This is a genomic window from Tardiphaga sp. 768_D3_N2_1 (genome assembly GCF_052076105.1).
GTDB lineage: Bacteria > Pseudomonadota > Alphaproteobacteria > Rhizobiales > Xanthobacteraceae > Tardiphaga.
Window position 1 is genome coordinate 1726354 of record NZ_CP197245.1, and the last position, 26538, is coordinate 1752891.

General features: G+C 62.0%; 27 protein-coding genes. 17 read left to right on the forward strand and 10 right to left on the reverse strand.

The window, feature by feature from the left end; all coding sequences use genetic code 11:
* The first annotated feature begins 18 nt into the window (after window positions 1-18).
* The 11 genes from AB8A27_RS07815 (at window position 19) to AB8A27_RS07865 (ending at window position 12194) form a co-directional block, all read left to right on the forward strand.
* Window positions 19-717: a phosphatidylserine decarboxylase gene (locus AB8A27_RS07815; protein ID WP_068730577.1), complete on the forward strand. Its 699-nt coding sequence runs from the start codon at window positions 19-21 to the stop codon at window positions 715-717.
* 80 nt (window positions 718-797) lie between these two features.
* On the forward strand, window positions 798-1673 hold the full coding sequence (gene pssA / locus AB8A27_RS07820) for a CDP-diacylglycerol--serine O-phosphatidyltransferase (protein ID WP_441244853.1): 876 nt from the start codon (window positions 798-800) through the stop codon (window positions 1671-1673).
* Window positions 1674-1830: 157 nt separating this feature from the next.
* Window positions 1831-2550, forward strand: a complete 720-nt coding sequence (locus AB8A27_RS07825; RefSeq protein ID WP_092151413.1) for an RraA family protein — start codon at window positions 1831-1833, stop codon at window positions 2548-2550.
* 132 nt (window positions 2551-2682) lie between these two features.
* On the forward strand, window positions 2683-3429 hold the full coding sequence (locus AB8A27_RS07830; RefSeq protein ID WP_441241433.1) for a class I SAM-dependent methyltransferase: 747 nt from the start codon (window positions 2683-2685) through the stop codon (window positions 3427-3429).
* A 213-nt stretch (window positions 3430-3642) separates the two neighbouring features.
* Window positions 3643-4416 (forward strand): motility protein A, encoded by a 774-nt coding sequence (locus AB8A27_RS07835; RefSeq protein ID WP_092151409.1) that lies wholly within the window; start codon window positions 3643-3645, stop codon window positions 4414-4416.
* A 29-nt stretch (window positions 4417-4445) separates the two neighbouring features.
* A complete protein-coding gene (locus AB8A27_RS07840; protein ID WP_092151407.1) occupies window positions 4446-5270 on the forward strand; it encodes an OmpA/MotB family protein in 825 nt (274 codons plus the stop codon).
* Between the two features lie 171 nt (window positions 5271-5441).
* Window positions 5442-7343 (forward strand): potassium transporter Kup, encoded by a 1902-nt coding sequence (locus tag AB8A27_RS07845; RefSeq protein WP_441241434.1) that lies wholly within the window; start codon window positions 5442-5444, stop codon window positions 7341-7343.
* A 141-nt stretch (window positions 7344-7484) separates the two neighbouring features.
* Window positions 7485-9407, forward strand: a complete 1923-nt coding sequence (locus AB8A27_RS07850) for a potassium transporter Kup (protein ID WP_441241435.1) — start codon at window positions 7485-7487, stop codon at window positions 9405-9407.
* 168 nt (window positions 9408-9575) lie between these two features.
* Complete coding sequence (locus tag AB8A27_RS07855) at window positions 9576-9908, forward strand: rhodanese-like domain-containing protein (protein WP_441241436.1); 333 nt, start codon at window positions 9576-9578, stop codon at window positions 9906-9908.
* 7 nt (window positions 9909-9915) lie between these two features.
* Window positions 9916-11070, forward strand: coding sequence for an aminotransferase (locus AB8A27_RS07860; protein ID WP_092151398.1), 1155 nt, complete (start codon window positions 9916-9918; stop codon window positions 11068-11070).
* 14 nt (window positions 11071-11084) lie between these two features.
* Window positions 11085-12194: a polyamine ABC transporter substrate-binding protein gene (locus tag AB8A27_RS07865; RefSeq protein ID WP_441241437.1), complete on the forward strand. Its 1110-nt coding sequence runs from the start codon at window positions 11085-11087 to the stop codon at window positions 12192-12194.
* Between the two features lie 16 nt (window positions 12195-12210).
* On the opposite strand, the gene AB8A27_RS07870 is transcribed toward AB8A27_RS07865, so the two are convergent.
* The 7 genes from AB8A27_RS07870 to AB8A27_RS07900 form a co-directional block, all read right to left on the reverse strand.
* Window positions 12211-13146: a lipid A biosynthesis lauroyl acyltransferase gene (locus AB8A27_RS07870; RefSeq protein WP_441241438.1), complete on the reverse strand. Its 936-nt coding sequence runs from the start codon at window positions 13144-13146 to the stop codon at window positions 12211-12213.
* Window positions 13146-14168, reverse strand: a complete 1023-nt coding sequence (locus AB8A27_RS07875; RefSeq protein ID WP_441241439.1) for a zinc-binding dehydrogenase — start codon at window positions 14166-14168, stop codon at window positions 13146-13148. Before AB8A27_RS07875 ends, AB8A27_RS07870 begins: the two co-directional genes overlap by 1 nt.
* A gap of 92 nt (window positions 14169-14260) precedes the next feature.
* A complete protein-coding gene (locus tag AB8A27_RS07880; protein ID WP_441241440.1) occupies window positions 14261-15541 on the reverse strand; it encodes a beta-ketoacyl-ACP synthase in 1281 nt (426 codons plus the stop codon).
* 86 nt (window positions 15542-15627) lie between these two features.
* On the reverse strand, window positions 15628-16833 hold the full coding sequence (locus tag AB8A27_RS07885) for a beta-ketoacyl-ACP synthase (protein ID WP_441241441.1): 1206 nt from the start codon (window positions 16831-16833) through the stop codon (window positions 15628-15630).
* Entirely contained in the window at window positions 16826-17299 is a 474-nt protein-coding gene (locus AB8A27_RS07890) for a 3-hydroxyacyl-ACP dehydratase FabZ family protein (RefSeq protein ID WP_092151387.1), read from the reverse strand. The genes AB8A27_RS07885 and AB8A27_RS07890 overlap by 8 nt, the downstream gene beginning before the upstream one ends.
* Window positions 17300-17308: 9 nt before the next feature.
* Window positions 17309-17590 (reverse strand): acyl carrier protein, encoded by a 282-nt coding sequence (locus AB8A27_RS07895; protein ID WP_002711294.1) that lies wholly within the window; start codon window positions 17588-17590, stop codon window positions 17309-17311.
* A 189-nt stretch (window positions 17591-17779) separates the two neighbouring features.
* Window positions 17780-18127, reverse strand: a complete 348-nt coding sequence (locus AB8A27_RS07900; RefSeq protein WP_441241442.1) for a hypothetical protein — start codon at window positions 18125-18127, stop codon at window positions 17780-17782.
* Window positions 18128-18304: 177 nt separating this feature from the next.
* Between AB8A27_RS07900 and AB8A27_RS07905 the strand changes: the two genes are divergently transcribed.
* Entirely contained in the window at window positions 18305-18931 is a 627-nt protein-coding gene (locus AB8A27_RS07905) for a ParB-like protein (RefSeq protein ID WP_441241443.1), read from the forward strand.
* Here the strand turns inward: AB8A27_RS07905 and AB8A27_RS07910 are convergent.
* The 3 genes from AB8A27_RS07910 to AB8A27_RS07920 form a co-directional block, all read right to left on the reverse strand.
* Window positions 18892-19401, reverse strand: coding sequence for an MgtC/SapB family protein (locus tag AB8A27_RS07910; RefSeq protein WP_441241444.1), 510 nt, complete (start codon window positions 19399-19401; stop codon window positions 18892-18894). The two genes, AB8A27_RS07905 and AB8A27_RS07910, sit on opposite strands and share 40 nt — an antisense overlap.
* A 26-nt stretch (window positions 19402-19427) precedes the next feature.
* Window positions 19428-20006 (reverse strand): peroxidase-related enzyme, encoded by a 579-nt coding sequence (locus AB8A27_RS07915; protein WP_116661008.1) that lies wholly within the window; start codon window positions 20004-20006, stop codon window positions 19428-19430.
* Between the two features lie 90 nt (window positions 20007-20096).
* Window positions 20097-21857, reverse strand: coding sequence for an ATP-binding protein (locus AB8A27_RS07920; protein ID WP_441241445.1), 1761 nt, complete (start codon window positions 21855-21857; stop codon window positions 20097-20099).
* 305 nt (window positions 21858-22162) lie between these two features.
* On the opposite strand from AB8A27_RS07920, the gene AB8A27_RS07925 reads away from it, so the two are divergent.
* From AB8A27_RS07925 to AB8A27_RS07945, 5 genes are all read left to right on the forward strand, one after another.
* Window positions 22163-23059 carry a LysR family transcriptional regulator gene (locus AB8A27_RS07925; protein ID WP_068730595.1) on the forward strand — a complete coding sequence of 299 codons (897 nt, stop codon included), beginning with the start codon at window positions 22163-22165 and terminating at the stop codon, window positions 23057-23059.
* A 179-nt stretch (window positions 23060-23238) separates the two neighbouring features.
* Entirely contained in the window at window positions 23239-24243 is a 1005-nt protein-coding gene (locus AB8A27_RS07930; RefSeq protein ID WP_441241446.1) for a Bug family tripartite tricarboxylate transporter substrate binding protein, read from the forward strand.
* On the forward strand, window positions 24240-25109 hold the full coding sequence (locus AB8A27_RS07935) for an amidohydrolase family protein (RefSeq protein WP_441241447.1): 870 nt from the start codon (window positions 24240-24242) through the stop codon (window positions 25107-25109). The genes AB8A27_RS07930 and AB8A27_RS07935 overlap by 4 nt, the downstream gene beginning before the upstream one ends.
* A 17-nt stretch (window positions 25110-25126) precedes the next feature.
* A complete protein-coding gene (locus AB8A27_RS07940; RefSeq protein WP_089267177.1) occupies window positions 25127-25849 on the forward strand; it encodes a PIG-L deacetylase family protein in 723 nt (240 codons plus the stop codon).
* Window positions 25846-26538 (forward strand): 4-carboxy-4-hydroxy-2-oxoadipate aldolase/oxaloacetate decarboxylase, encoded by a 693-nt coding sequence (locus AB8A27_RS07945; RefSeq protein WP_441241448.1) that lies wholly within the window; start codon window positions 25846-25848, stop codon window positions 26536-26538. Before AB8A27_RS07940 ends, AB8A27_RS07945 begins: the two co-directional genes overlap by 4 nt.

Below are 26538 nucleotides of genomic sequence, written 5' to 3' on the forward strand. Positions count from 1 at the left end.
CCCAGGTTTTAAGCACCCATGTCCATCGCAAATTCCATCCGTGGCCAGATCCCGCCGATCCATAAGGAAGGCTATCCGTTCATCGGCGCCTTTGCGCTGGCGAGCCTGGTGCTGTTCTGGATCTGGACGCCGCTCGGATGGATCGGCACGGTCCTGACGGTCTGGTGTGCGCTGTTCTTCCGTGACCCCGTCCGCGTGACCCCGACCCGCGAAGGCGTGGTGGTGTCGCCGGCCGACGGGAAAGTGTCGATGGTGCAACCAGTTCTGCCGCCGGCCGAACTTGGCCTCGGCGACCAGCCGCTGCTGCGGATCTCGGTGTTCATGAGCGTCTTCAACGTCCATGTGAACCGCAGTCCTGTGGCTGGCCGGATCGAGCGCATCGCCTATCGGCCGGGCAAGTTCATCAATGCCGAACTGGACAAGGCCAGCGAGGACAATGAGCGCAACTCGCTGGTGATTTCGACCCCCGGCGGCCGGATTGGCGTGGTGCAGATCGCCGGGCTTGTGGCGCGCCGGATCGTGTCCTTCGTGCGCGAGGGCCAGACCCTGAGCGCCGGCGAGCGCTTTGGCCTGATCCGTTTCGGCTCCCGGCTGGATATCTACCTGCCGGAAGGAAGTAAGGCGCTGGTAGCCGTGGGTCAGACGGCGATTGCCGGCGAGACCGTGCTGGCCGATTTCCGGATCGGTGACGGCGGCCGCACTTACCGCGTCGATTAACCCCGATTTCCTGCCGCTTTGGGCGGCAGGTCGCCACAATGGCGGAGCAGGGTGGGATTTGCTAGGATCACGCCATGCAAATGCCTTCTGACCAGTCTCCCGAGACGCGCCGCCGCCGGTTCCGGACCATTCCGATCCGGATGCTGGTGCCGAACATGATCACGCTGCTGGCGATCTGCGCCGGCCTGACGGCGATCCGCCTGTCCACCGAAGGGCGTATGGAACTTGCGGTGGCGGCCATCGTGTTCGCGGCCGTGCTCGATGGCGTCGACGGCCGTGTCGCCCGCATGATCAAGGGCCAGTCCAAATTCGGCGCCGAACTCGACAGTCTGGCTGACTTCGTCAATTTCGGCGTGGCGCCTGGCCTGATCCTGTATTTCTGGCAGCTCCACGATCTCAGCAATGCCGGCTGGATTGCCGCGATGGTGTTTGCCATCGCCGGCAGCCTGCGGTTGGCGCGTTTCAACGCCACCATGGACGATCCGGACAAGCCGGCCTTTGCGGCCAACTTCTTCACGGGCATGCCGGCGCCGCTGGGCGCGCTCACCGTGATGCTGCCGATCTATCTGGGCTTCCTGGGCATGCCGATGCCGCCGGCCGTCCTGACGACCGTCTACACGCTGCTGGTCGGCTTCCTGATGGTGTCGCGGCTGCCGGTGTTCTCCGGCAAGGCCGTGAATATGCGGGTGCCGCGCGAGCTGGTGCTGCCGGTGTTCGTCGGCGTCGTGCTCTTCATCGCGCTGCTGATCGGCTATCCTTGGCACATCCTGTCGGCGCTCTCGATCATGTATCTGCTGAGCCTGCCGCTTGGCTGGAAGTCGTATCGCGATCAGGAGCGCGCGCTGGCGGCGCAGCCGGTGGTCCCTGTCGATCCGGCAGCGCCCCATGCATCGACGCCCTATACGCCGGGTGCACCTGAGATTGCACCGGACGATCGGCCCGCACGCCTGAACTGATTGTCCATCTCGCGAACAATTCATGCAGCCGCTTTCCACGACGAAGGCGGCTGCATTTCGTTTTGGGCATGCAGTGAAGTCGGCTATATCCGAGGTCTCTCAGCGACGACGACCTCCCGCGAAGACGGGATGCGATAATCACACACAGGAGAACGCCGTGACGAATTCCGCGATCGGTCCGCTGCCCGCATCCGTTCTGGAAGCGCTGGGCCGCTATGACACGCCGACCATCTGTAATGCGATGGAGATCGTAGCACCCGAGCGCCGGCTGATCGGCTACACCACGCGTCCGCTGGTTTGTCCGTTTCCCAATCTGCCGCCCATCGTCGGCTATGCGCGCACCGCGACCATTCGCGCGACCATGGCCTCCGGCCTGCCTGCCGCGGAGCAGAAGGCGCGGCGTCTCGCTTACTACGAATATGTCGGCACGGGCATCGGTCCGCGCATCAGCGTGATCCAGGATATCGACGGGCCCGACGCGGGCTATGGCGCGTTCTGGGGCGAGGTGAACAGCGCCGTGCACAAGGCGCTCGGTTGCCTCGGTGTGGTCACCGATGGCTCGATCAGGGATATCCCGCAATGGGCGCCGGACTTCCAGGCGCTCGCCGGCACGATCGGTCCGTCGCATGCGCATGTGCATGTGAGCGAGTTCGGTCAGGAAGTGCGCGTCGCCGGCATGAGTGTCCGTTCGGACGATCTGATCCATGCGGATCAGCACGGCGCGGTTGTGATCCCGCTCGATGTCGCCGCGAAGCTGCCGGACGCGGCGGAGCTGTGCGGGCGGCGCGAGACGCCCATTCTCGATATCGCGCGCAGTCCGTCATTCACGCTCGAGAAGCTGAAAGAGGCGATGGCGCGCTCGTCGGAAATACACTGAAATCCGGGGCTATTAAGACTAACGATAAAGGTTAGATGCCGATCATACCGAACCTCCTTCGGTTGCTTGCGCGGCCGGAGGGCTTCGGGCTAACTGCCCGTTTCGCCGTTAAGACGGGCATTGGAGACGGTATTGCCTCAGACCAAGGATATGAAGAAAGCCTGGAATGAGCGCGCAAATCGTGACCCGTTCTTTTACGTAGAGACCGAGCTGTGGGATCACGATCCCGAAAAATTCTTCGCACTCGGTCGCGAACGCGCGACGCTGCTGATTGATCCTGTTCTCGCGAAATACGCTCTGGACCCCGTCGGCAAAACGGCGGTCGATATCGGCTGCGGTGTCGGACGTTTCACGCAGGCACTTGGCCGGCGTTTCACCAGGGCTGTCGGCATCGATGTGTCCGACGTCATGGTGGAGAAGGCGAAGGTGGCGGCAGCGACGTTCAGCAATCTCGACTTCGTCGCCGGCAATGGCGTCGTGTTTCCCTTGGCGGCGGAAACTGCGGATTTCGTATGGTCATATGAGGTCTTTCAGCACATGCCGTCGCATGACGTCGTGAAGGCGAATCTGGTCGAGGTGGCCCGCATCCTGCGTCCATCCGCGCTTGGACTCATCCACTTCCGAACGGCGCATGAGTATCCGACCATCCTCTGGCATATCGCCAAGTTCGTCCCGACGCCGGTCATCCAGCGCTTGAAAATGATGCTCGGCAAGGATCCGCTGACGGCGGATACGTCGTGGCGTGGTGCAAAGCCGTTACCGAAGAACATGATCGCCGAGTTCTGCGTGGCCGCTGGCCTCAAGCCGATCGAGTTTCTCGATGACCCGACCCACGCGCCGGGATCACGAACCTTCGTGGTCGTCCGGCGCGCTGCCTGACGCCGCACAATCGTCCCCAATCTGTCTGCTGAACGAACTCTCCTTATCGTTCCACGCGCGCTCGCGCGTCATTAATCTATCATTAATGGACCGTGAAGCGGTAACGCGTCCTTAATCGCAATATCGCTAAGGTGCCTTCGCGCGGCCTGATCTCGAGGCGTGCCGCCGTCCAGGACGGACGTCGTTCGATACGTGTATAGCGTCGGAGTTGACATGGATATCACAACACTCGTCGGTTTCGTCGCTGGCATCATTGTGCTGTGTACCCTGATCCTCATGGGCGGCAGTTTCGGGATGTTCTACGACATCCACGCCGTCATCATCATTTTCGGCGGCTCGTTCGCCGCCACGCTGATCCGCTTTCCGCTTTCGTCCATCCTTCATGGCATTCCACTGGGCGCCAAATTTGCGTTCACGCTGAGCCGCCTGAACGCGCGTGATCTGGTCGACGAACTCGCCCGCATCGCGGAGATCGCGAGAAAGCAGGGGCCTGTCGGACTCGAAAAAGTCGAGACCAATGACGCATTCCTCGCCAAGGGCATCCGCTTCGTTGCCGACGGCTACGACCTCGAATTCATCCGCGACAATCTCGAGCGCGACCGCGACAACTTTCTCATGCATCTCGATGAAGGTTCGAAGATCTATCGCGCCATCGGCGATTGCGCCCCGGCCTTCGGCATGATCGGCACGCTGCTCGGCATGGTGCAGATGTTCTCGAACATGTCCGATCCGTCCAAGCTCGGCCCGTTCATGGCAGTCGCGCTGCTGGCGACGCTGTACGGCGCGGTGGTCGGCAACCTGGTCTGTCTGCCCATTGCCGACAAGCTGCACGTCAAGGTGCTCGACGAGGAAACCAACCGCACGCTCATCATCGATGGCATCCTGATGATCCGCGACTCCAAGAGCCCCGCGCTGGTCCGCGAAATGCTGTTGGCCTATCTGCCCGAGAAGCACCGCCATGACGAAAGTGAGCCGGTCCCCGCGTAACGCGCAGGGGGAGGCTCGGAGCACGTCCGATGGCGAAGAAAAAACGCGGAGAAGCACACGGCGGCCATGGCTGGTTCGTGACCTTCGCCGATCTGATGGCGCTGCTGCTCAGCTACTTCGTCATGCTGGTGGCGTTCTCCAGCCCTGATGGCGCCAAGCTCAAGATCGTTGCCGGCTCGGTTCGCGAAGCCTTCGGCGTGCAGACCGATGCGCGCTATTCCGGTGTGATCGAATCCGACGGTCTGCCGACGCGTGGTCAGACAAGGAACAAGGATCACGTGTCGCCGGAGGATGCGTCCAACGTTACCAGTCCGAGCGAGAAGGGTGGCCGTCCGGCGGGCGCCAAGCTGAAGATGGACCGCGAATTCGCGCTCGCCTCGGCGTCACTGCGGCAGGCGCTGCAGGACATGCCGGAGATCAACGAGATCTCCAAGAACATCATGTTCGAGGAAACCAAGCAGGGCCTCAATCTGGAAATCATCGATCAGAACGGCCGCTCGATGTTTGCTGACGGATCCAAGGTTCCCTATGAGCGCACCCGTCTGTTGCTGCAGAAACTCGCTGGACCGCTGAAGGCGACGCCGCTGCGTGTGGCTATCGTTGGTCACACCGCCGCGGGCTTCGTGCCGGCGCGCAGCGAATACGACGCATTCGATCTTTCGGCTGATCGCGCCAATGTCGTTCGGCAGATTCTAGAACGGGAAGGCCTGCCGCCGTCGCATATCTTCTCAGTGTCGGGCAAGGCGGACAGCCAGCCGCTATTCCCCGATGATCCGACCATGGCCGCCAACCGGCGGGTGACCATTACGCTGATGCGGGAAGACCCGCCGCTGCCGCCAAACCTCAAGCCGTAAAACAGTCAATTCCTTTTTTACGGCTCCAGCCTGTTTTTTTGCTGGGCAATGCCGATTTTTGCCGCGCTCCAAATGAGCGATCTGCGGCAGGATAGGCTAGTGTCCCGGTTGACTGGCATTGCCCGGCGCGCCATAGCCGGGTCCGGATTGTCCAGAGGCGTTACGAGCAGAATGGCCGTTTCGGAAACAACAGGCGAGGGACCGATCGAAGTTCCGGTTCATACCGGGTTCTGGTCGCTCACAGTCGGCAGCATCGGCGTCGTGTTTGGCGACATCGGAACTTCGCCACTTTACGCGTTCCGCGAGGCGGTACACGGCGCGACGCATGGTGCGCCAGTGACGCCCGTTATCGTGCTCGGCGTGCTCTCGCTGATCCTGTGGGCGCTGTTCATCGTTGTCACCGCCAAATATGTGCTGTTCCTGCTGCGCGCCGACAACAATGGCGAGGGCGGGACGCTGTCGCTGATGGCGCTGGGCCAGCGTGCCCTGGGCCGGCGGAGCTTGCCACTGATGGTACTGGGCGTGATCGGCGCGTCGATGTTCATTGGCGATTCCATGATCACCCCGGCGATCTCGGTGCTGTCGGCGGTGGAGGGTCTGAAACTCAAGGCGCCTGCGCTCGAGCCCTATGTCGTGCCGGTTACGGTCGCGATTCTCGTGGTGCTGTTTTCCGTTCAGCGGATCGGCACCGCCAAAGTGGCATCCGCCTTCGGGCCGGTGATGATCATCTGGTTCACGACGCTGGCGCTGATGGGCGCTTCGCACATCTCTGATGATCCGACCGTGCTGAAGGCGATCAATCCATATTACGCCGTACAGTTCATGTTGAGCCACGGCACCATTGGCCTCGTCACCCTGGGCGCAGTCTTCCTGGCCGTCACCGGCGGCGAGGCGCTCTACGCGGATCTCGGCCATTTCGGCCGCAGGCCAATTCAATACGGCTGGTTCTTCTTTGTGCTGCCGGCGTTGATGATCAATTATTTCGGGCAGGGCGCGCTGGTGCTGTCCAACCCAACCGCGATAGAAAACCCGTTCTATCGGATGGCACCGGAATGGATGCTGGTGCCGCTGATCGTGCTGGCGACGGCCGCCACCGTGATCGCAAGCCAGGCCGTCATCACGGGCGCATATTCGCTCGTGCGTCAGGCGGTGCAGCTCGGGCTGCTGCCGCGCTTCGAAGTGCGCTTCACCTCCGAGACCCATGCCGGCCAGATTTATCTGCCGCGCGTCAACCGGCTGTTGCTGATCGGCGTGCTGCTGCTGGTGCTGATGTTCAAATCGTCAAGTGGTCTGGCCTCCGCCTATGGCATCGCCGTCTCCACGACCATGGTCGCCGATGGCATCATGGGCTTTGTGGTGATCTGGAAGCTGTGGAACTGGAAGGCCGCCACTGCCGCTGCGATCATCGCGCCGCTGGTGTTCGTCGATCTGGCCTTCCTCAGCGCCAATCTCCTCAAACTGCTGGAAGGCGCCTGGGTGCCGCTGCTGTTCGGCGTGCTGATGGCCGGCATGATCTGGACCTGGCGCCGCGGCGCGGCGATCCTGATCACTAAGACGCGCCGTATCGAAGTGCCGTTGCGCGATCTCATCAAGAGCCTGGAAAAGCGCCCCCCGCATATCGTGAAGGGCACCGCGGTGTTTCTCACCAGCGATCCCGAATTCGTGCCGACGGCGCTGCTGCATAACCTGAAGCACAACAAGGTTCTGCACGAACACAATGTGATCTTGACCATCGAGACTGCACAGACGCCGAAGGTCGATCTGGCAGAACGCGTTCGCATGGAGAATATCAGTGACAAGTTCTCGATGGTGAAGCTGCGTTTTGGCTTCATGGAATCGCCAAACGTCCCCAAGGCGCTGGTCGTCGCGCGCAAACTCGGCTGGCAGTTCGACATCATGGCGACGTCGTTCTTCGTGTCGCGGCGCTCGCTGAAGCCGTCCGCGCAATCCGGCATGCCGCTGTGGCAGGACCATCTGTTTATCGCGCTCAGCCGTTCGGCGAACGACGCCACCGACTATTTCCAGATTCCCACCGGACGCGTGGTGGAGGTCGGTACTCAGGTGACGATCTGAACTCACCTTTTGTCATGTCCGGTTCCCGGATTTGCGCTACAATGGGTGTGATCATCGGGGCCGGGAACGGCCTCGCTGCCCCGCTGTTCAGAGATTTGCCGTTCAAGGACTTGCCATCCAGAAGTTGTCGAGGCCGTTTCCATGACCAGTGATAGCGCTTCTCCCGCCGTGGCATCCCCGGCGGACTCCTCCTATGGGCATTCCACGGCCAGCTTTGGCTCCCTCGTCATGGGCAGTATCGGCGTCGTCTATGGCGATATCGGCACCAGCCCGCTTTACGCGCTCCGTGAGGCGCTGATCGCGGCTGGGGGCCACAAGGCGCCGGGTATCGACAATGAAGCGATCCTGGGCGTCCTCTCGCTGATCCTGTGGGCCCTGATCATCGTCGTGACGCTCAAATATGTCGTGCTGCTGCTGCGCGCGGATAACAACGGCGAGGGCGGCCCGCTGGCCCTGATGGCACTGGCGCAACGTGCGATAGGATCGAGCGGGACGGTGGTCGTGATGCTCGGCATCATCGCGGCGGCGCTGTTCTATGGCGATGCCGTGATTACGCCGGCGCTGTCGGTGCTCTCGGCCATCGAGGGCGTCAAACTCGTCACCACCGCGTTCGATCCCTACGTCGTGCCGATCACCATCGTGATTCTGGTCGCGCTGTTTGCCGTCCAATCGCGCGGCACCGCGAAGGTCGCGACGTTTTTCGGACCGATCATGTGCCTATGGTTCGTCGTGATCGCGGTGGCGGCGATTCCGCAGATCGTGAAACATCCGGAAGTGCTCGCGGCCCTCAATCCCGTGCATGCGATCTATTTCATGTTCCATCACGGCATCATCGCTTTTGTCACGCTGGGCGCCGTGTTCCTCGCGGTGACGGGTGCCGAAGCGCTCTATGCTGATCTGGGCCATTTCGGCAAAAAGCCGATCCAGCTGGCCTGGCTGTTCTTGGTACTGCCGTCGCTGGCTATCAACTATTTCGGGCAGGCCGCGCTGGTGATGCATGATCCGACCGCGCTGGAAAATCCGTTCTATCTGATGTTTCCCGATTGGGCGCTGATCCCGATGGTGATCCTCGCAGCAACCGCGACCGTGATCGCCAGCCAGGCTGTGATTACCGGTGCCTATTCGCTGACTCAGCAGGCGATCCAGCTCGGCCTGCTGCCGCGCTTCGAGATCCGCCATACGTCCGAGAGTCATTCCGGCCAGATCTACATTCCGCGCGTCAACATGCTGCTGTTCATCGCAGTGATCGTGCTCGTCGTGCTGTTCAAGTCGTCGAGCTCGCTGGCCTCGGCCTATGGCATTTCGGTCACCGGCACCATGGTCGTCACCGCGATGATGGGCTTCGTGGTGATCTGGCGGGGCTGGAAGTGGTCGCCGATCGCGGCCGCGGCATTGATTGCACCATTTCTGGTGATCGACGTCACGTTTTTGACCGCGAACCTTCTGAAGGTATTCGACGGCGGCTGGGTGCCGCTGGTGCTGGGCGGCGCGATCATTCTCTTGATGTATACGTGGCGGCGCGGCAGCCGCCTGCTGTTCGAGAAGTCGCGCAAGCTGGAATTTCCGCTGGCCGATCTGGTTGCCATGTTGGAGAAGCGGCCGCCACAGCGCGTGGCTGGCACGGCTGTGTTTCTCACCAGCGATCCGCAGAGTGCGCCGACGGCGCTGATGCATAGTCTGAAACACTACAAAGTGCTTCACGAGAAGAACGTTATTCTCACCATCGAGACGGCGCCGACGCCGCGCATCGATCCGAGCGAGCGGGTGCGGATGGAAGAGGTCAGCGCGACCTTCTCCAAGATCACACTCCGCTTCGGTTTCATGGAATCGCCGAATGTGCCGAAATCCTTGGCGATTGCGCGCAAGACCGGCTGGCAGTTCGACATCATGTCGACGTCGTTCTTCCTGTCGCGCAGGGCGCTGAAGCCGGCCGCGCATTCCGGCATGCCGCGCTGGCAGGATCATCTGTTCATCGCGCTTAGTCGCACTGCCAATGACGCAACCGACTATTTCCAGATCCCCACGGGGCGGGTGGTCGAAGTGGGTACGCAGGTGACTATCTAGGCCTGATCCTGAAAAGTGGGCTAGCGGTTTTCGGGCAAGATCAGGCCCGACAATAAGCTCTTCCGACGCTTGATTTTCGCCGCGCGAGAGGCGACTTTGACGCCCGAAAACAGGGGCGTTTCCGCCCCGTCTTATTCGCTCCGGAAGCCGGAGCGCGAGGAGGTTTTGGTGGCAGGCGAAGCTCATACCGTTCACGATTTGACGCCCGAGGAAGTCTCCAAGGGGATCGCTGAGGGCAAGTATCTGCTGGTCGATGTCCGCGAGCCCAACGAAGTGGCCGTGGAAGCCTATCCGGATGCCGTGGTGGTCCCGCTCTCGACCTTCGACAGCGCCGATCTGCCCGATCCGGCCGGCAAGCAGATCGTCTTTGCATGCCGCTCCGGCAAGCGCTCGGTGACTGCCTCGCTGGCAGCCCAGGCCGATGGCCTTGCCTATGACAAGCATCTCGCCGGCGGCATTCTCGGATGGAAGGCTGCGGGCCTGCCGACCAAGGCTGGCTGATCTCTCGATGAACAAGATCTTCTCTGAGCTGCCCGTCACGGTGTTCGAGGCGATGTCGCAGCTCGCGCGCGATCACAACGCCATCAATCTGGGGCAGGGCTTTCCCGATCATCCCGGTCCCGACGATATCCGTCAGGCGGCCGCCGACGCGGTGCTGAACGGCTACAACCAGTATCCGTCGATGATGGGCATCCCGGAGCTGCGTCAGGCGATCGCCACGCATTACCAGCATTGGCACAAGCTCTCGCTCGATCCGATGACCGAGGTGATGGTGACTTCCGGCGGCACCGAGGCGCTGACCTCGTCGATCCTCGCGGTGGTCGAGCCCGGCGACGAAGTCGTGTGCTTCCAGCCGGTCTATGATTCCTATCTGCCGATCATTCGGCAGGCCGGCGGCATTCCGCGTCTGGTCAGCCTGAAGCCGCCGCATTGGCGCCTCACGGAAGAAGATCTGCGCGCGGTCTTCAATCACAAGACTAAGGCCGTGCTGTTCAACAGCCCACTCAATCCGGCTGCTGTGGTATCGCCGCGCGAGGATCTCGAACTGCTGGCGAAGTTCTGCCAGGAATTCGATACGATCGCGATCTGCGACGAAGTCTGGGAACATGTGACCTTCGATGGTCACGAGCATATCCCGCTGATCACCATTCCCGGCATGCGCGATCGCACCATCAAGGTGGGCTCCGCCGGCAAGATCTTCTCGCTGACCGGCTGGAAGATCGGCTTCGTTTGCGCGCCGCCGCATCTCTTGCGCGTCTGCGCCAAGGTGCATCAGTTTCTCACCTTCACGACGGCGCCGAACCTGCAGGTCGCCGTCGCCTACGGTCTCGGCAAGCCCGACGATTACTTCAAGACCATGCGAGACGATCTCGCGCGTAGCCGCGATCGTCTCGCCGCCGGTCTCGAGAGCATCGGCTTTCCCGTGATCAAGTCGCAGGGGACGTACTTCCTCACTGTCGATCTGTCACCGCTGGGACTGAACGAGACCGACGAGGAATTCTGCCGGCGTCTCGTCTACGACTACAAGGTTGCGGCGATCCCGGTGTCGGCGTTCTACGAGCAGGACAAGGTCACATCGGTGGTGCGTTTCTGTTTCGCCAAGAACGACGCAACGCTCGACACGGCGCTGGAGCGTCTGCATAACGCGGTTCATCGCCGCTAGGGGAGTTGATACGCATGGGCAAGGGGATCGCGTGGGTCGTCGGCACGGCGCTGCTGTGGTCCTTGCCCGTGCAGACGCAAGCGCAAGACCAGAAACCGGAGCGCACCGTCAACTTCTACAACTGGTCGAACTATATGGCGCCCGGGGTGCTGGAGGCGTTCACGAAAGAGACCGGCATCAAGGTCGTCTATGACACCTTCGATGCCAATGAGACGCTGGAGACACGGCTGCTCGCTGGCAAATCCGGTTACGACGTCGTGGTGCCGACGGCCTATTTCCTGCAGCGTCAGATCACCGCAAAGGTGTTCCAGAAGCTCGACAAGGCGAAACTGCCGAACCTCGCCAATGCCTGGCCGGAAGTGACGAAGCGTCTCGCGATCTACGATCCGGGCAACCAGTTTGCCGCAAACTACATGTGGGGCACCACGGGCATCGGCTACAACGTCAAGCAGGTCGCAAAAATCCTCGGGCCCGATGCGAAGATCGATAGCTGGGACATCGTCTTCAAGCCGGAGAACCTCGCAAAATTCAAGGATTGCGGCGTCCATATGCTGGATTCCGCCGATGATATTCTGCCGGCGGCGTTGAATGCGCTGGGCCTCGATCCGAATTCCACCAAGCAGGCGGATCTGGAGAAGGCCGCAGATATTGTCGGCAAAATCAGAGGCAACGTCCGCAAGTTTCACTCGTCCGAATATCTGAGCGCGCTGGCGACCGGCGAGATCTGTCTCGTGGTTGGCTGGTCCGGCGATATCATCCAGGCGCGCGCGCGGGCAGAGGAAGCGAAGAACGGCGTCGAGATCGGCTATGCAGTGCCGAAGGAAGGCGCGCAGATGTTCTTCGACAACTTCGCGATCCCGGCCGATGCGAAGAACGTCAATGAGGCCTATGAGCTGATCAACTACCTCTACCGGCCGGATGTCGCCGCGAAGAATTCCGATTTCCTCGGTTATGCCAATGGCAATCTGGCCAGCCAGAAGCTGATCGACCCGAAGATTTTGAACGACAAGACGATCTATCCGGACGACGTGATGCTGCAAAAGCTGTTCGTCATCACCGCACGCGATCCCGGCACACAGCGCGTGATCAACCGTCTCTGGACGAAAGTGAAGACGGGGAAGTGAGTCTCCGGGACGGCCGTCACCGCCACCGGCGATGGAGCCACAGCCATTGTTCCGGATATTCCCGGATCCAGCCTTCCAGCACGGATGTCACCGCCTGCATGGTGCCCTGAATGTCGACCTTGCCATTCGCATCGCGCGCAGGCTTCACTTCTTCCGATAGTTCGATCCGGAAACGGTGATCGGGCAGGCGGATGACGCGGACGCCGTGGATCGGGCAATCGACCTGACGCAGCAGCCGCGCCAGCGTCGGATTGGCGCGCGTTTTGCGGCCGAAGAAATCCACCTCGACGCCTTTGCCAAACCATTGATCCACCAGCATCGCCACGTGCTGGCCGTCACTCAGCGCATGCGCGAGCTTCACCGGCGCCTCAGGGCTCGCGGCAATCAGATTGCCCATGCTGACAGCACGGATCGTCTTGATGGCACGATCGGCGGCGGCGATGTTCGGCGGCCGATATAGCACCGCCGCATCGAGCCCGTGCGCCACCGCGGCAAGCGCGGGAATCTCCCAATTGCCGAGATGACTGGCGAAGATCAGCGCAGGCTTGCCGTCATCGCGCAGCTGATCGAAAATTTCGGCCGTGCGCTTCGAGAATTCGACATTGGAGGGTTTCTCGGGATTCGCCGGGTCGTAATCCCAGATGCGGTCGAGATGCGCGAACTCGGCGCCGATGCGGCCCATATTGTCCCACACGCCGGCCAAGATCTTCCCGATCTCTTCCGGCGATTTCTCGGGAAAGGCGGCGGTGAGATTGGCCCGCGCGATCCTGTCTTCGCGAAACAGCGGCCCGATCCGTTTGGTAATCCGGCCAAACAGATTGGCGGTCTTGATTGGATCGAAATAGCGCGTGCTGCGTAGCATGCCGATGGTCAGCGCGCCAACAGCGGCTTCGCCTGCAGGCTTCACGGCATCGCGAATGCGGGCCTTGGTGCGAAGCAGCAGGCGGAGCATCAGAAGTGGACGATGATCTTGCCGAACACCTGACGCGTCTCCATCCGCTTCAGCGCGGTGGCGACGTCATCCAGCGGCACTTCGGTGTCGATCACAGGCAGCATGCCGTCGGCCATCTTGTCGAGGCTTTCGGAGATGTTGCGCATCGAGGCGCCGAACGAACCGAAGATGCGGTACTGCTGCTGGAACAGCTGCATCAGATTGATGGTCGTGCTCGGACCCGAGGTCGAGCCGCAGGTGACCAGACGGCCGCCGCGCTTCATTACCAGGAGCGAGCCGTTGAAGGTGTCGGCACCGACATGCTCGAACACGACATCAACGCCCTTCTTCTTGGTGATCTTGCGTGTTTCGCCCTCGAAGCGATCCTTGCGATAATTGATCACATAATCGGCGCCGAGTTTCTTCACGCCTTCGAACTTGCTGTCATCGCCCACGGTGGTGATGACGGTGCAGCCGATCTTCTTCGCCATCATGATGGCGACTGTGCCGATGCCCGAGCCGCCGGCATGGACGAGAATGGTCTCACCCGGCTGCAGCTTGGCGTTATCGAACAGCATGTGCTGCACGGTGGAGAACGCGATCGGTGCGCAGGCAATGTCGCGGAACGAGAGCTTGTCGGGCGCGGGGATCACCAGCCGCGCCGGCATGTTCATCAGCTCGCGCGCAAAACCGTCGATATGGAAGCCATAGAGGCCGCCGACATTCTCGCAGAAATTATCACGGCCCTCCGCGCAGGCCTTGCAGTGGCCGCAGGTCAGTGCGCCATACATGGCGACCTTCTGGCCCGGCTTGAAATTGGTCACGCCTTCGCCGACCGCGGCGATCTCGCCCGATGCTTCGGCGCCGATGGTGATCGGCAGCTTGCGCTTGGCAAAGGCCATGCCGCGATAGCCCCAGACGTCGATATGGTTGAGGCCGACCGCCTTGACGCGGATCTGCACTTCGCCGGCTGCGGGGGGCGGGGGCGGGGGAACGTCGGCGGTGATGAGCTCGCGTTCAGCAGCAAGATTGAGCGCACGCATGACACCGTGTCTCCGAGTAAGGCGTTGAATTTGTGTGGCTTGCTATCGCCGGTTAACGCTGGCGCGTCAACCGGCCAAGGGCGCAGGGAGCCCTAAACGGGCTCGCCGGTGAGGATCAGCGAGGCATTCTGGCCGCCAAAGCCGAAGGAATTCGACATCACGGCGGTGACCTTCGCGTCGCGGGCGGTATTGGGAACCACGTCGAACGGAATGGCCGGATCGGGAACATCGTAATTGATCGTCGGCGGGATCCGCTGATGTTCCAGGGTCAGCAGCGAGAACACGGCTTCGACCGCGCCCGCGGCGGAGAGGGTGTGCCCGACCATGGACTTGTTGGACGAGACAGGAATGGTCTTGGCGAGCTCACCGAACACGGTGGAAATCCCGAGATACTCCATCTTGTCGTTTTCCGGCGTGCCGGTGCCGTGGGCGTTGATGTAGTCGATCTTGTCGACGGTCATGCTGGCATCGATCAGCGCGTTGTTCACACAGCCGATGATCGGCTTGCCGTCCGGGCTCGAGCGGGTGCGGTGGAAGGAATCCGCGAGCTCGCCGCAGCCGGCCACGACGCCGAGGATCTTCGCACCACGCGCGGTCGCCGATTCCAGGCTCTCCAGCACCAGCGCACCGGCGCCTTCGGCCATCACAAAGCCTTCGCGGTTCTTGGCGAACGGGCGGGATGCCTTGGCGGGCGTCTCGTTGTTGGTCGACAGCGCCGAGAGCAGCGAGAAACGGATCAATGCTTCCGGATTGACCGAGCCGTCGGTGCCGACGCACAGCGCCGCATCCGCTTCGCCGCGGCGGATCGCCTCCACACCGAGCTGGATCGCGGTCGCGCCCGATGCACAGGCCGTCGATAGCGAGATCGGCGAACCCTTGGTGCCGAATGTGTCAGCGAGGCTGTCGGCGACCGAGCCGAACAGGAAGCGACGGTGATACTCGGTGAAACCGCCGGAGCCGGCGGCGCGCAGCAGCGTGTCGTAATTGATGTCGGTGTTCGCACCGGCGGCTTTGGCGAGTGCCTGGCGCTGCGGCCATTCCACCTCAACGGGCGCAACGGCAAGGAACAGCGGGCCGGGGAAGTCGCCCTTGCGGCCAATGCCGGCCTGCGCGATCGCTTCCTCGGCAACCATCTCGCCGAGCTTCTCGGAGAGATCGGTGGAGGAGAACGGATCGACGGCGACGAAATCCACGGTGCCGGCCATCGTGGTCTTCATGCCCTCGACGGGGAAGCGGGTGATGGTGCGGATGCCGGATTCGCCGGCGGTGAGCTTGGCCCAGTTGTCAGCCTTGCCTGCGCCCAGCGAGGTCGCGACTCCCATGCCGGTGACGACAACGATCGGTCGGCCGAATTTATCGCGCGTTGCTGACATGCTCTCTCCGTCGCCCATGCGGGCCGCTTGACTTGAGCATGATCCCGAAAAGCGTACCGGCCTTCGGACAAGATCATGCTCAGACTTTAAATGGCTTCAACCAGCGCCATGCCTTCGCCGCGCCAGTGACCCGTCCCGATCACGACAATCTGGGAAGGCGGCTTCGACATTTCAATCTCGACGCCGGTAGAATCGTTGGGCGGATAGAGCGCACCGCGCGAGATCGCGAGGGCTGCAAGGCCGATGCCGAGCGGAAACTGCGTCTCGACCGCATGGCCGAATGTCGTGCCCGTGGCGCGCACGGCGACATCGGCGTGCTTCTTGAGGAAGCTCAGTTCTTCCGAGGTCGCTGGCTCCGCACCAGTCGCGCCAGTGATGATCGCGGTGTCCTGCTTCAGCGGACCGAGATTGGTCCAAAGTTTGTCGAGCGAAGCTGTCACTTCGCCGGCGTCCTTGCGGCGGGCGCGATCGGCAATGACGGTCTTCAGCCGCGCGAACGGCTTGGCGCCCCGCGCTTCCGCATGGGCCTTCGATTCGATGACGAGGAAGGCACCGCCGGAGCCCAGTGCAAACCCGCTATGGTCCTTGCGGTCCCACACTGACGAATGCTTGTCGCGCAGATTGAAATTGTCGAATTCATACAGCAGCAACATGTCCTTGCGCTCGCCGTTGTGACCGGCGCCGACAAGGGCGATGTCGCTCTGTCCGTCCGCGATGCGCGCGAGCGCGATGCGGACAGCATCGACGCCGGCTGCTTCCTCGCCCATGAAGGTTCGGGACGAGCCGGTGACGCCATGCACGATGGCGATATTGCCGGCGAGCAGGTTGGAAAGCTGCGCGAGAAAGAGTGTGGGGCGAAGATCGTTGAGCAGCTTCTCGTTCAAATAGCTCGGCGTCGCGCTGCCATAGGCTTCCGCGTTCAGGATGCTGGAATCGACGTTCAGATCGCGTTCCCCGCCACCGGCGGCGACGATCATGTCCATCTTCGACAGGATGTCCTTGTTGCCCTTCACGCCGGCAGAGTCGAGTGCGAGGCCGGCGGCGTAGGTCCCGATGCGCTGCCAGGCTTCCATCTGGCGCTGATCGCCCTTCTTCGGGATCTGCGCGTCATAGGTCAGCGGCGACAGCGGATGCACGACGTAAGGCGCGAAGCTCGTCTCGTCGACATTCACGCGTTTGGCGTTGAGGGCTTCCCAATGCGCGTCAGGGCCTTCGCCGAGTGAGGATGCGAGGCCGATGCCGGTGATCCACGCTTCGACCGGCTCGGTAACGACAGGACGGGTTTCAGCCATTGGTGATCGCCTGTAGCGGAAATCCGATGCGCTTGGCCACGATGTCCATGTGTCCACGCAGATCCGGATGAGGGAATGGAACGGTCTTGAAGGTGAGCTGCGCGTTGCAGGTCAGCTTGCCATCGACCTTGATCTTGACCGTGGTCATGAAGAAGCCGTCGCCCTCGTGCAGCACGCTGGCATTGATGTCCAGCTTCGTGCCGGGTGTGATGAAGGTGCGCATCTTGGCTTCCTTCACCGCAGCCAGGAACGGCATGCGCTCGAATTTCATCAGTGCGATCAGCAGCCAGCCCGAAGTCTGCGCCATCGACTCGATCAGCAGCACGCCGGGCATCAAGGGGTAGCCCGGGAAGTGGCCCTCGAAGATGGTGCTCTTTTCCGGGACGTTCGCTTCAACCGTGATCGTCCGTTCGGCCACATTGAGGTCGGTGATACGGTCGATCAGGTGAAAATATTCGAGGTTCATGGCCGGGCGTTACGCGCCCTTGGCCGCGACCAATTCGTCGATGCGCGCGCTGAGGTTCTTCAGGACGAAATACTGCTCGGTGGTCGCCTTGCCGTCATTGACCTCCTGGGTCCATTTTTCCAGCGGCAGCTTGATCCCGAACGCCTTGTCGATCGCAAAAGCGATATCCAGGAAGTCGAGGCTGTCGATCCCCAGATCGTCGATGGCGTGGCTTTCCGGCGTGATCGTGTCGCGGGGGATGTCGCAAGTCTCGGCGATGATTGTAGCGACCTGATCGAATGTGGAGGACATTACTAAGCCTTTGATATATTGAAGACAATTTTCGATCGGCGCGCGCAAAGACAGGGCTTCGCCCCGGGACAGTCCCGGTCCGCCGCATAGAGTCGATTGCCCGTATATCGGAGCGGGAGCGGCAGTTCAATGCAGTTGAGCGCCTGCTCACCAGCCGCTGTGGGCTGTGGAAAGGGACGGCGGGGGCCCTCAGCCGTGCGGCGCAACAATGTGGGCGCAGTCCCGGCGGCCCATCAACACGCAATCCTGGGTTTTGCGGAGATCGGCGATGCTGACCGCGAGCCAGATCCCGACACCCACAAGGATCACCGTAAAGCCGAAGGCCGCGCTATTGGCCAGCATTCGGTGACGGAAGTCGTCGGGGTCGTCCTGTGCCTGTTGGTAGCGGGACAGGTCGCTGGCGCCGGTGGTCTGGCGGCGGCGGGGTTGGTCGGCGGGAGTGGTGGGATGGTGTGGCAGCGTCGCCGAGGTGCGCGGCACAAAACGAAGCACGCGGTGCTCGTCATCCTCTCTGATAATCGGCTGCTGGGTCTTCATGGTCGTGGGTCTGCGCATGCAATGCTGGAGTGTAGCACGATGCGGCTGCTTCGCGCAGATAAAGTCCGCATGGCACAGATGCGGCAATCGTCAGAAATGACGTGGAACTGATCCGCCTCGGCGCGGCGGCCATGCCATAGTTCGCTCCGATGAAACGTCGGATAGATAGGAGGCCACATGCCGAACACACGTGAGCCGTTACTGCACCCGGTCCCGATCCTGTCGCTGCGGCCAACGCAGATGACGGTGGGCATGCGCGAGGTGAAGGAGAAGCGCAAACGCTGGCGCGCGCACAAGTCCGAGCGCAAAAAGGCAGAACTGCTTGGCCAACACATGATCCCCGTGGTGCTCGGCCCGGATCAGCGTCACTACGTGGTCGATCACCATCATCTCGCACGTGCGTTGCATGACGAAGGCGTGAAGGATGTGCTCGTCACCGTGATCGCGGATCTCACGATGGTCGATATGAAAGCCTTCTGGGGCGTGCTCGATCACCGCCGCTGGGCCTATCCCTATGACGCTAAGGGCGAGCGACGGCAGTTCAAGGATATTCCTAAATCGGTGACGGGCCTGAAGAACGATCCGTTCCGCAGCCTGGCCGGCGAAATTCGCCGTGCCGGCGGCTATGCCAAGGACACCACGCCGTTCAGCGAATTCCTCTGGGCGGACCTGTTTCGCAGCCGGCTCTCCACCAAGGAGGTCGAGGCCGATTTCGCCAAGGCATTGGAGAAGGCGCTGGCGATCGCCAAGAGCAAGGATGCGATCTATTTGCCCGGCTGGTGCGGACCGGCGTCGGACGACTGAGGCGCATCCATCGGGATCGAGTCCGGATCGCCCTTGCCGCCGAAGACGCGGTGCAGGGCGCGTTCGACCTTGCCGCCAAGCAGCAGCACGAGGAAGGCGATCACGACCGAGACGGTGACAACGCGCCAGTGGCCGGCGCCGCACATGATGCCGACACAGGCGGTCAGCCAGACACAGGCGGCGCTGGTCAGGCCGCGGACGCGGAAATGGCGCTCGGCATGGAAGATCACGCCGGCACCGAGAAAGCCGACGCCTGTGAGTATGCCCTGGACGACCCGGCTCCCGGCATCCGTGAAGCCGCCTTTGCCGAGCGGATCGGCCAGCACCACGATCATGGCGGTGGCCAGGCTGACCAGCCCCAGCGTGCGCACGCCGACGGGCTTGCCGTGCAGATCGCGGTTGAGGCCGATGGCGCCGCCAACCAGGGCGGCGACGCCAAGACGCAGGATAATCTCCGACCAGTCGAGCAATGCGAGATCCTTCTAAACCCGTGCCATTACTTTGGCAGCCGGCCCATCATATAGAATTCGTCGTTCGGCTTCATGTTGGTGACATTGGCCATTCGGTTCGACAGCGCGAAGAAGGCCGAGATCGCGGTGATGTCCCAGATATCGTCGTCGCTGAAGCCGTGGCCGGAGACCTCGGCAAAATCCTGCTCGCCGATCGTCTCGGCGGACCGGCTCACTTTCATGGCGAAATCCAGCATCGCACGCTGCTTCGGGGTGATGTCGGCCTTGCGGTAGTTGACGGCGATCTGGTCGGCGATGGTCGGGTTCTTGGCGCGAATGCGCAGGATCGCACCATGCGCGATGACGCAATAATGGCACTGGTTGGCGGCTGACGTCGCGACCACGATCATCTCACGCTCGGCCTTGGTCAGCCCGCTGTCCTTTTCCATCAGCGCGTCGTGATAGGCGAAGAAGGCGCGGAATTCGTCAGGGCGATAGGCCAGCGACAGGAACACGTTCGGCACGAAGCCGGACTTTTCCTGCACGCCCATAATGCGCGTGCGGATGTCTTCGGGCAGCTTGTCGAGGGCGGGTGTCGGAAAGCGTTTCGCAATCGGCTGGGTCATCTGGCGTTCCCGTGAACGTGTCTGTTTCACGGAAACATAGGCGATCATACGGTCACCGCAAAGCGCTTGCGGCAATGCAAGCCAATGCGATCAGCGCAGCGGTTTCTTGAGTAGCGAGAAGCGATCCGGATCGAGGCCGAGCGAGGGCTGAAGCATCGGGGCTTCGACGCTGCGGGCAGGCGTCGCCAGCGGGCGCTCGGTAAAGCCGGGATCGTTCGGCACATCGCGATGCGATGTGGCGCCGCGCCAGCGTTCCAGCACGGCGCTGACGAAATGCATGTCGTGACCGGCAGCCACCGACGGCACCGTCGCGATGGTCGCTTCGGAGCGTGGCAGCTGATGTGGCGGCACTTCCTTGAAGCGAAGGCGGGTCGGCAAAGCGACGCCCTCACCGAAGGCGAGTACTTCGCGGGTGCCGAGTGACGGCACGAAGGACAGCAGGTTGGCAGCGGCATCCGACACCGCGGAGCGCAGCAGGGCCTGATCGCGCTCGTTGGCGAGGCGCATCGCAAACAGCGTGTTGCACTGGGAAATGATCGTGGCGTCGAGTTCTGCCGGGCGCTGCGTCACGAGACCGAGATAGACGCCGTATTTGCGGCCCTCCTTGGCGATGCGCGACACTGCCTTGCGGGTCGGTCCGAAGCCGATATTGCGGTCGGCGGCGGCGTAGCGATGCGCTTCCTCGCAGACGAACAGCAGCGGTGAGGCGCCGTCGCTCCACAGGCCGAAATCGAATGCCATACGACAGAGCACCGACACCACGCTATCGACGACTTCCGCGGGGAAGCCGGCGAGCTGCATGATGGTCATCGGCTTGCCGTTGGCGGGCAGGCGGAACAGATGGCTGATCACTTCCGCCATGGTGTCACCGCCGACATTGGCATTGTCGAACATGAAGGCGTAGCGCGGGTCGTTCTTCACCGCTTCGATACGCGAGATCAGCTTGTGATACTGGATGCGCGACGAGCGGTTCTCGAGCTTGCCCATGCGTTCGTCGATCAGCGAGATCAAATCGACCAGGCGATAGGGCACCGGCGTATCGACGGTGTAGCCGATGGTCTTCGGATCGATGCGCTTGAGGCCAATGCGGTCGGCATTCTGGTATTGCGTATAGACGCCCTTGGCGATCGGGATCACTTCCGAGAGGATTTCGAGTTCTTCCGGCACGCCGGGGCGACCGGCGAACAGAACGTCGACGATTTCCTCGAAATTGAACAGCCAGAACGGCAGTTTCAGATTGCGCGGATTCAGCACCAAGGCCTTGTCGCCGAAGCAGCGGCCATATTCGTTATGCACGTCGAGCAGGAAGATGCGCAGATGCGGACGCGACTTCAGGATTTCATTGAGCAGCAACGACACGCCAGTGGATTTACCGACACCGGTGGAGCCGAGCACCGCGAAGTGCTTGCTCAGCATTTCCTCAACGTCGACATAAGCGGCGACCGACTTGTCCTGCTGGAGCGTGCCCACGTTGATCTGCTCGGAGCCGGACGGCGCATAGACCGTACGCAGGTCGTGATTGCTGATCAGGTCGACGATGTCGTCGATCGTGGGATAGTTGGTGACGCCGCGCTGGAACTTGGCCTTGTCTCCGTGCCCCATGATTTCGCCGAGCAGATCGACCGAGGCGCTCGCGATATACGTGTCCGACACATGCATGTGCTCGGCGGACACCTCTGTGATCATGGCGATGATGGTCGAGGAGGCGCAACGGATGCTGACGAAGCGGCCGACGGTGCCGCGCATCTCGGAAGGCGTCATCGGGTTCACGGCGAGCAGGCCGACCCGGGCCAGCGAGCCGCGAACTGAGATAATGCGCCCGAACGACGCCGCTGCGTTTAAACTGGTCATTGATGAATTCGCGTCTCACGCCCCGGTTTGGGCTGACTATGCAGGTCAGGGACTGGACAAATTGTTAAGGCGCGTCCGCGGGCTATTGGTGAGCTCTGCTCGTCAAACTTGCATTGCGGAATTAGCTCCGCACAGGAACGCAAAACGCCAGCACTGGATACCTTGTCGCGCGCGGCTGGCGATCCCGGCTTTACGCGGTTTTAACCAGCCCGCGAGGTCTGCACAGGCTGGCGTTCTGACCTTGCACGGCTCGTCGCCGCCGCGTTATCTCAGCGCGGTGGCCTTCGGCCGTGCACGGACCTCTCATGCGCATCGATTTTCCCGGCCTGCAGGCGTTTCTGAGCATCGCGGAGCGGGGCAGCTTTTCGCGCGCCGCCGCACACCTCAATCTGTCACAGACGGCGCTAAGCCACCGGATCAAGAAACTGGAAGAGGATCTCGGCTTTCAGCTGCTGGCCCGCACCACGCGCCAGGTGGCGCTGACCCCGGCCGGGCTGGAACTGCTGCCGACCGCCCGGCGGATGATCGGCGAACTGTCGGATTCCATCGATCTGCTGCGGGCGCGGGGCCGCAAGCGGCAGGAGCACATCGCGCTCGGCTGCCTGCCGACCATCGCCGCCTATCACCTGCCGCGGGTGCTGAAGCAGTTCAACGCGGTGCATCCGGGGATTTCGATCAAGATCCACGATAACTCAGCCAGCGAGATCGCCACGCTGGTGCAGTCCGGCCAGGCGGAGTTCGGCATCACGATCACCGCAACCAATATATGGGATCTGGCTGTCACCCCGCTGATCAAGGAACGCTTCGTCCTGTTGTGCACGAAGGATCATGCTTTTGCGCAACGCAAGTTCGTGGCCTGGTCGCATCTTGAGGATATGCCGCTGATCCGCATCAGTCCGCAGGCCGGCAACCGGGCCCTGATCGACGACGCGCTCGGCCACCGCCGCGACAAGCTGAACTGGCGCTATGAGGTGCAGCATCTGCAGACGGCGGTGGGTATGGTGTTCGAAAAGCTCGGCATCGCCGTGGTGCCCAGCATTGCTGTGGCGACGCAGGGGACTGCCGGACTGGTCGCCGTGCCGCTGCGCAATCCCAGTGTCAGCCGGACGGTGGGCATCATCGTCAAGCGCGGACAGCCGGTGAGCAAGCCGGCGCAGGCGCTGATCGATCTGACCCGGAAATACTTCCAGGCTGCGGGATAATCCGCTCGGCAGGATATATGCAGGAAACTGCACGATTATCCCAGATTTCTCATTTGTTTCATATATCGGAATTGGCTACTGCGGGAGCAGAACGGTCCAGCCCTGTCGCGATGACGTGACGGCCATGGGTACCGACATAAAACGGCAAGGGTGGACGCATCAGGCGTCTTCAATCCATCATGACGCTCCGCTTCCCGACCAGGCTCAGGCATCTGCTGCGCGCCGCGCATTTTGCGCTCGGTGCGATATTCCTCACCAACGCGGTGCCTGTGGCGCAGGCCCGGTCCGGCTATCCGACGAAGCCCATTCGCGTGATCGTGCCGTTTGCGGCTGGCGGTGTTGCCGACATCACCATCCGCATCGTGGCCGAGAAACTCGGCGATAATCTCGGGCAGCGCCTGGTGATCGAAAACATGCCGGGCGCGGGCGGCGTCGTTGCGGCGCGCGCAGTGCTGTCGTCGCAGCCGGATGGCTATACGCTGGCGCTGCTCAGTAATGGCACCGCCGTCAGCGTGCCGCTGTTCAAGAGCCTGCCATTCGATCCCGTGAAGAACTTTGCGCCGATCTCCAGCATCGGCTTCTTCGATTTCATCGTCGGCACCAATACGAATTCGCAACACAAGACGCTGGCCGACGTCATCAAGTTTGCGCGCGACAATCCAGGCAAATTGAATGTCGGCACCATCAGTGTGGGCAGCACCCAGAACCTGTCGGCCGAACTGCTGAAGTCCACCGCCGGGATCAACTTCCAGATCGTGCCCTATCGCGGAACGCCGGAAGTCATCGTCGGGCTGTTGCGCGAGGACATCGATGTGATGATCGACAACTATGTCGGCATGAAATCCGCACTGCAGGATGGCAAGATGCGTCCCGTCGGGACCACGGGCGAAGCTCGCTCGGTGATCCTGAAAGACGTGCCGACAGTGAGCGAGGGCGGTGTGAAGGGCTATGACGTGGTGTCATGGAATGCGCTGTTCGCGCCATCAGGCACGCCGCCGGAAGCGATTGCGCGGTTGAATGCGGGATTGCGCGAGGTGCTGGCGATGCCCGATGTGAAGCAGAAGCTGCTCGATCTCGGCATCGAGGCGAAAGCCAGTTCGCCCGAGGAACTGAAGGTCCGGCTGGTTGACGATATCGCCAAATGGACCGCCGTGATCGACAAGGCAGGAATTCCGAAACAATGACGAAACCAACTGTCCCCGGTCCCGATCCGCATACCAAGGTGCCGAAGTTCAAGCTGCCGCCGCTGGCCTGCGACGCGCATACGCATATTTTCGGGCCCGGCGCCAAATATCCCTATGTCGGTTCCTACATTCCGCCCGATGCGCCGCTGGAAGATTTTCAGGCACTGCACAAGAAGCTCGGCATCGGTCGCGCCGTTATCGTCAATGCCAGCGTGCATGGGACCGACAACCGCGTGGCGCTCGATGCCATTGCGGTGAGCGGCGGGCGCTATCGTGCGGTCGCCAATATCGATGGCACAATCACGGAGAAGGACCTGCGCGAACTGCATGAAGGTGGTTTCCGCGGCTGTCGCTTCAATTTCGTACGGCATCTCGGCGGTACGCCGGACATGAAGGTGTTCCATCGCATCATCGACATGATCGCGCCGATGGGCTGGCACGTCGATCTGCATTTCGATGCGGTCGATCTGCCCGAATATGCCGACCTGCTGGAAAAGCTGCCGGTGATCTACACCATCGATCACATGGGACGCGTGAAGGCGGCAGATGGTCTGCAGCAGAAGCCGTTCCAGACGCTGATCGATCTCATGAAGCGCGACGAAAAATGCTGGGTGAAGGTCTCCGGCTGCGAGCGCGTGACCTCGCTGGGGCCGCCCTTCACCGATGCCGTGCCGTTCGCGAAGACAATCTGCGAGACCGCGCCGGATCGTGTGATCTGGGGCACCGATTGGCCGCATCCCAACGTCAAGGCGATGCCGAACGACGGCGATCTCGTCGATCTGATCCCGCTCTTCGCGCCGGACGCCGAAATTCAGCAGAAGATTCTCGTCGACAATCCCGCACGATTGTTTGAATTCGACACCTAAGCGACAGGAAACGTCCGATGTCCAAAGCCAAGACCGGCCTCGTGGTCTCCGCCCATCCCGGCGATTTCGTCTGGCGCGCCGGCGGCGCTATCGCGCTGCATGCCAAGAAGGGCTACCGCGTCAAGATCGTCTGCCTCGCTTATGGCGAGCGCGGCGAGTCGCAATTCGCCTGGAAGCAGGCGGGCATGACCCTCGACAAGGTCAAGGCCGGCCGGAAAGACGAAGCCGAGCGCGCGGCGGCGTCACTCGGCGCCGAGATCGAGTTTTTCGATGCCGGCGACTATCCGTTACATCTGACCGAAGCACACAAGGAACGTCTGATCGATATCTATCGGGAGCTCAATCCGAGCTTCGTGCTGACGCATTCCCTTGAAGATCCGTACAATGTCGATCATCCCGCCGCGACCGCAGCCGCACAGGAGGCTCGCATTATCGCGCAGGCGATGGGGCACAAGCCTGAGGCGGAGTACAGCTACTCCGCGCCGCCGGTGTTTCTGTTCGAGCCGCACCAGCCGGAAATGTGCAATTTCAAGCCGCAGGTGATCCTCAACATCGATGAGGTCTGGGACATCAAGCGCAAGACGTTCGAAATTCTCGCCGCGCAAAAGCACCTCTGGGCCTATTACGAGCGCGTGGCCTTGCAGCGCGGCATGCAGGGCGGCCGCAACACCGGCGCGGCCATGACCTATGGCGAAGCCTATCAGCGCCTGTTCCCGATGACTGTGGAGACACTGGCATGAAACCCGTCGTCGTCAGGAATATTCAGCGTGCGGATGCCGATGTCGTGCAGCGGCTTGGCGCACTCGGCGTCTCCACGGTGCATGAGGCCTATGGCCGCTTCGGTCTGATGAAGACCTATATGCGGTCGGTATGGGCCGGCGCGGAGGCCGCCGGCACAGCGGTGACGGTGCTGGCGCAGCCCGGCGATAACTGGATGCTGCATGTGGCCATCGAGCAGTGCAAACCCGGCGATATGCTGGTGGTGGCCTGCACGACTGATAACACCGACGGCATGTTCGGCGATCTCCTCGCGACGTCGCTGAAGGCACGTGGCGGCGTTGGCCTGATCATCGATGCCGGATGCCGCGATATCAAGACTCTGCGCGAGATGGGCTTTCCGGTCTGGTCACGCGCGATCTCGGCGAAGGGTACGGTCAAGGCGACGCTCGGCGCGGTGAACGTGCCGGTGGTCTGCGCCGGCGCGCTCGTCAATCCCGGCGATGTCGTCGTCGCCGACGAGGACGGCGTCGTGGTGATCCCGCGCAAGGATGCTGCGGAGGTTGCGGCGAAAGGCGAGAAGCGTTTTGCCGAAGAAGACGCCAAGCGGCAGAAGCTGGCTTCCGGTATTCTCGGCCTCGACATGTACAATATGCGTGAACCACTCGCCAAAGCGGGGCTGGTTTACGTCGACGATCCCGATCAGGCCTGA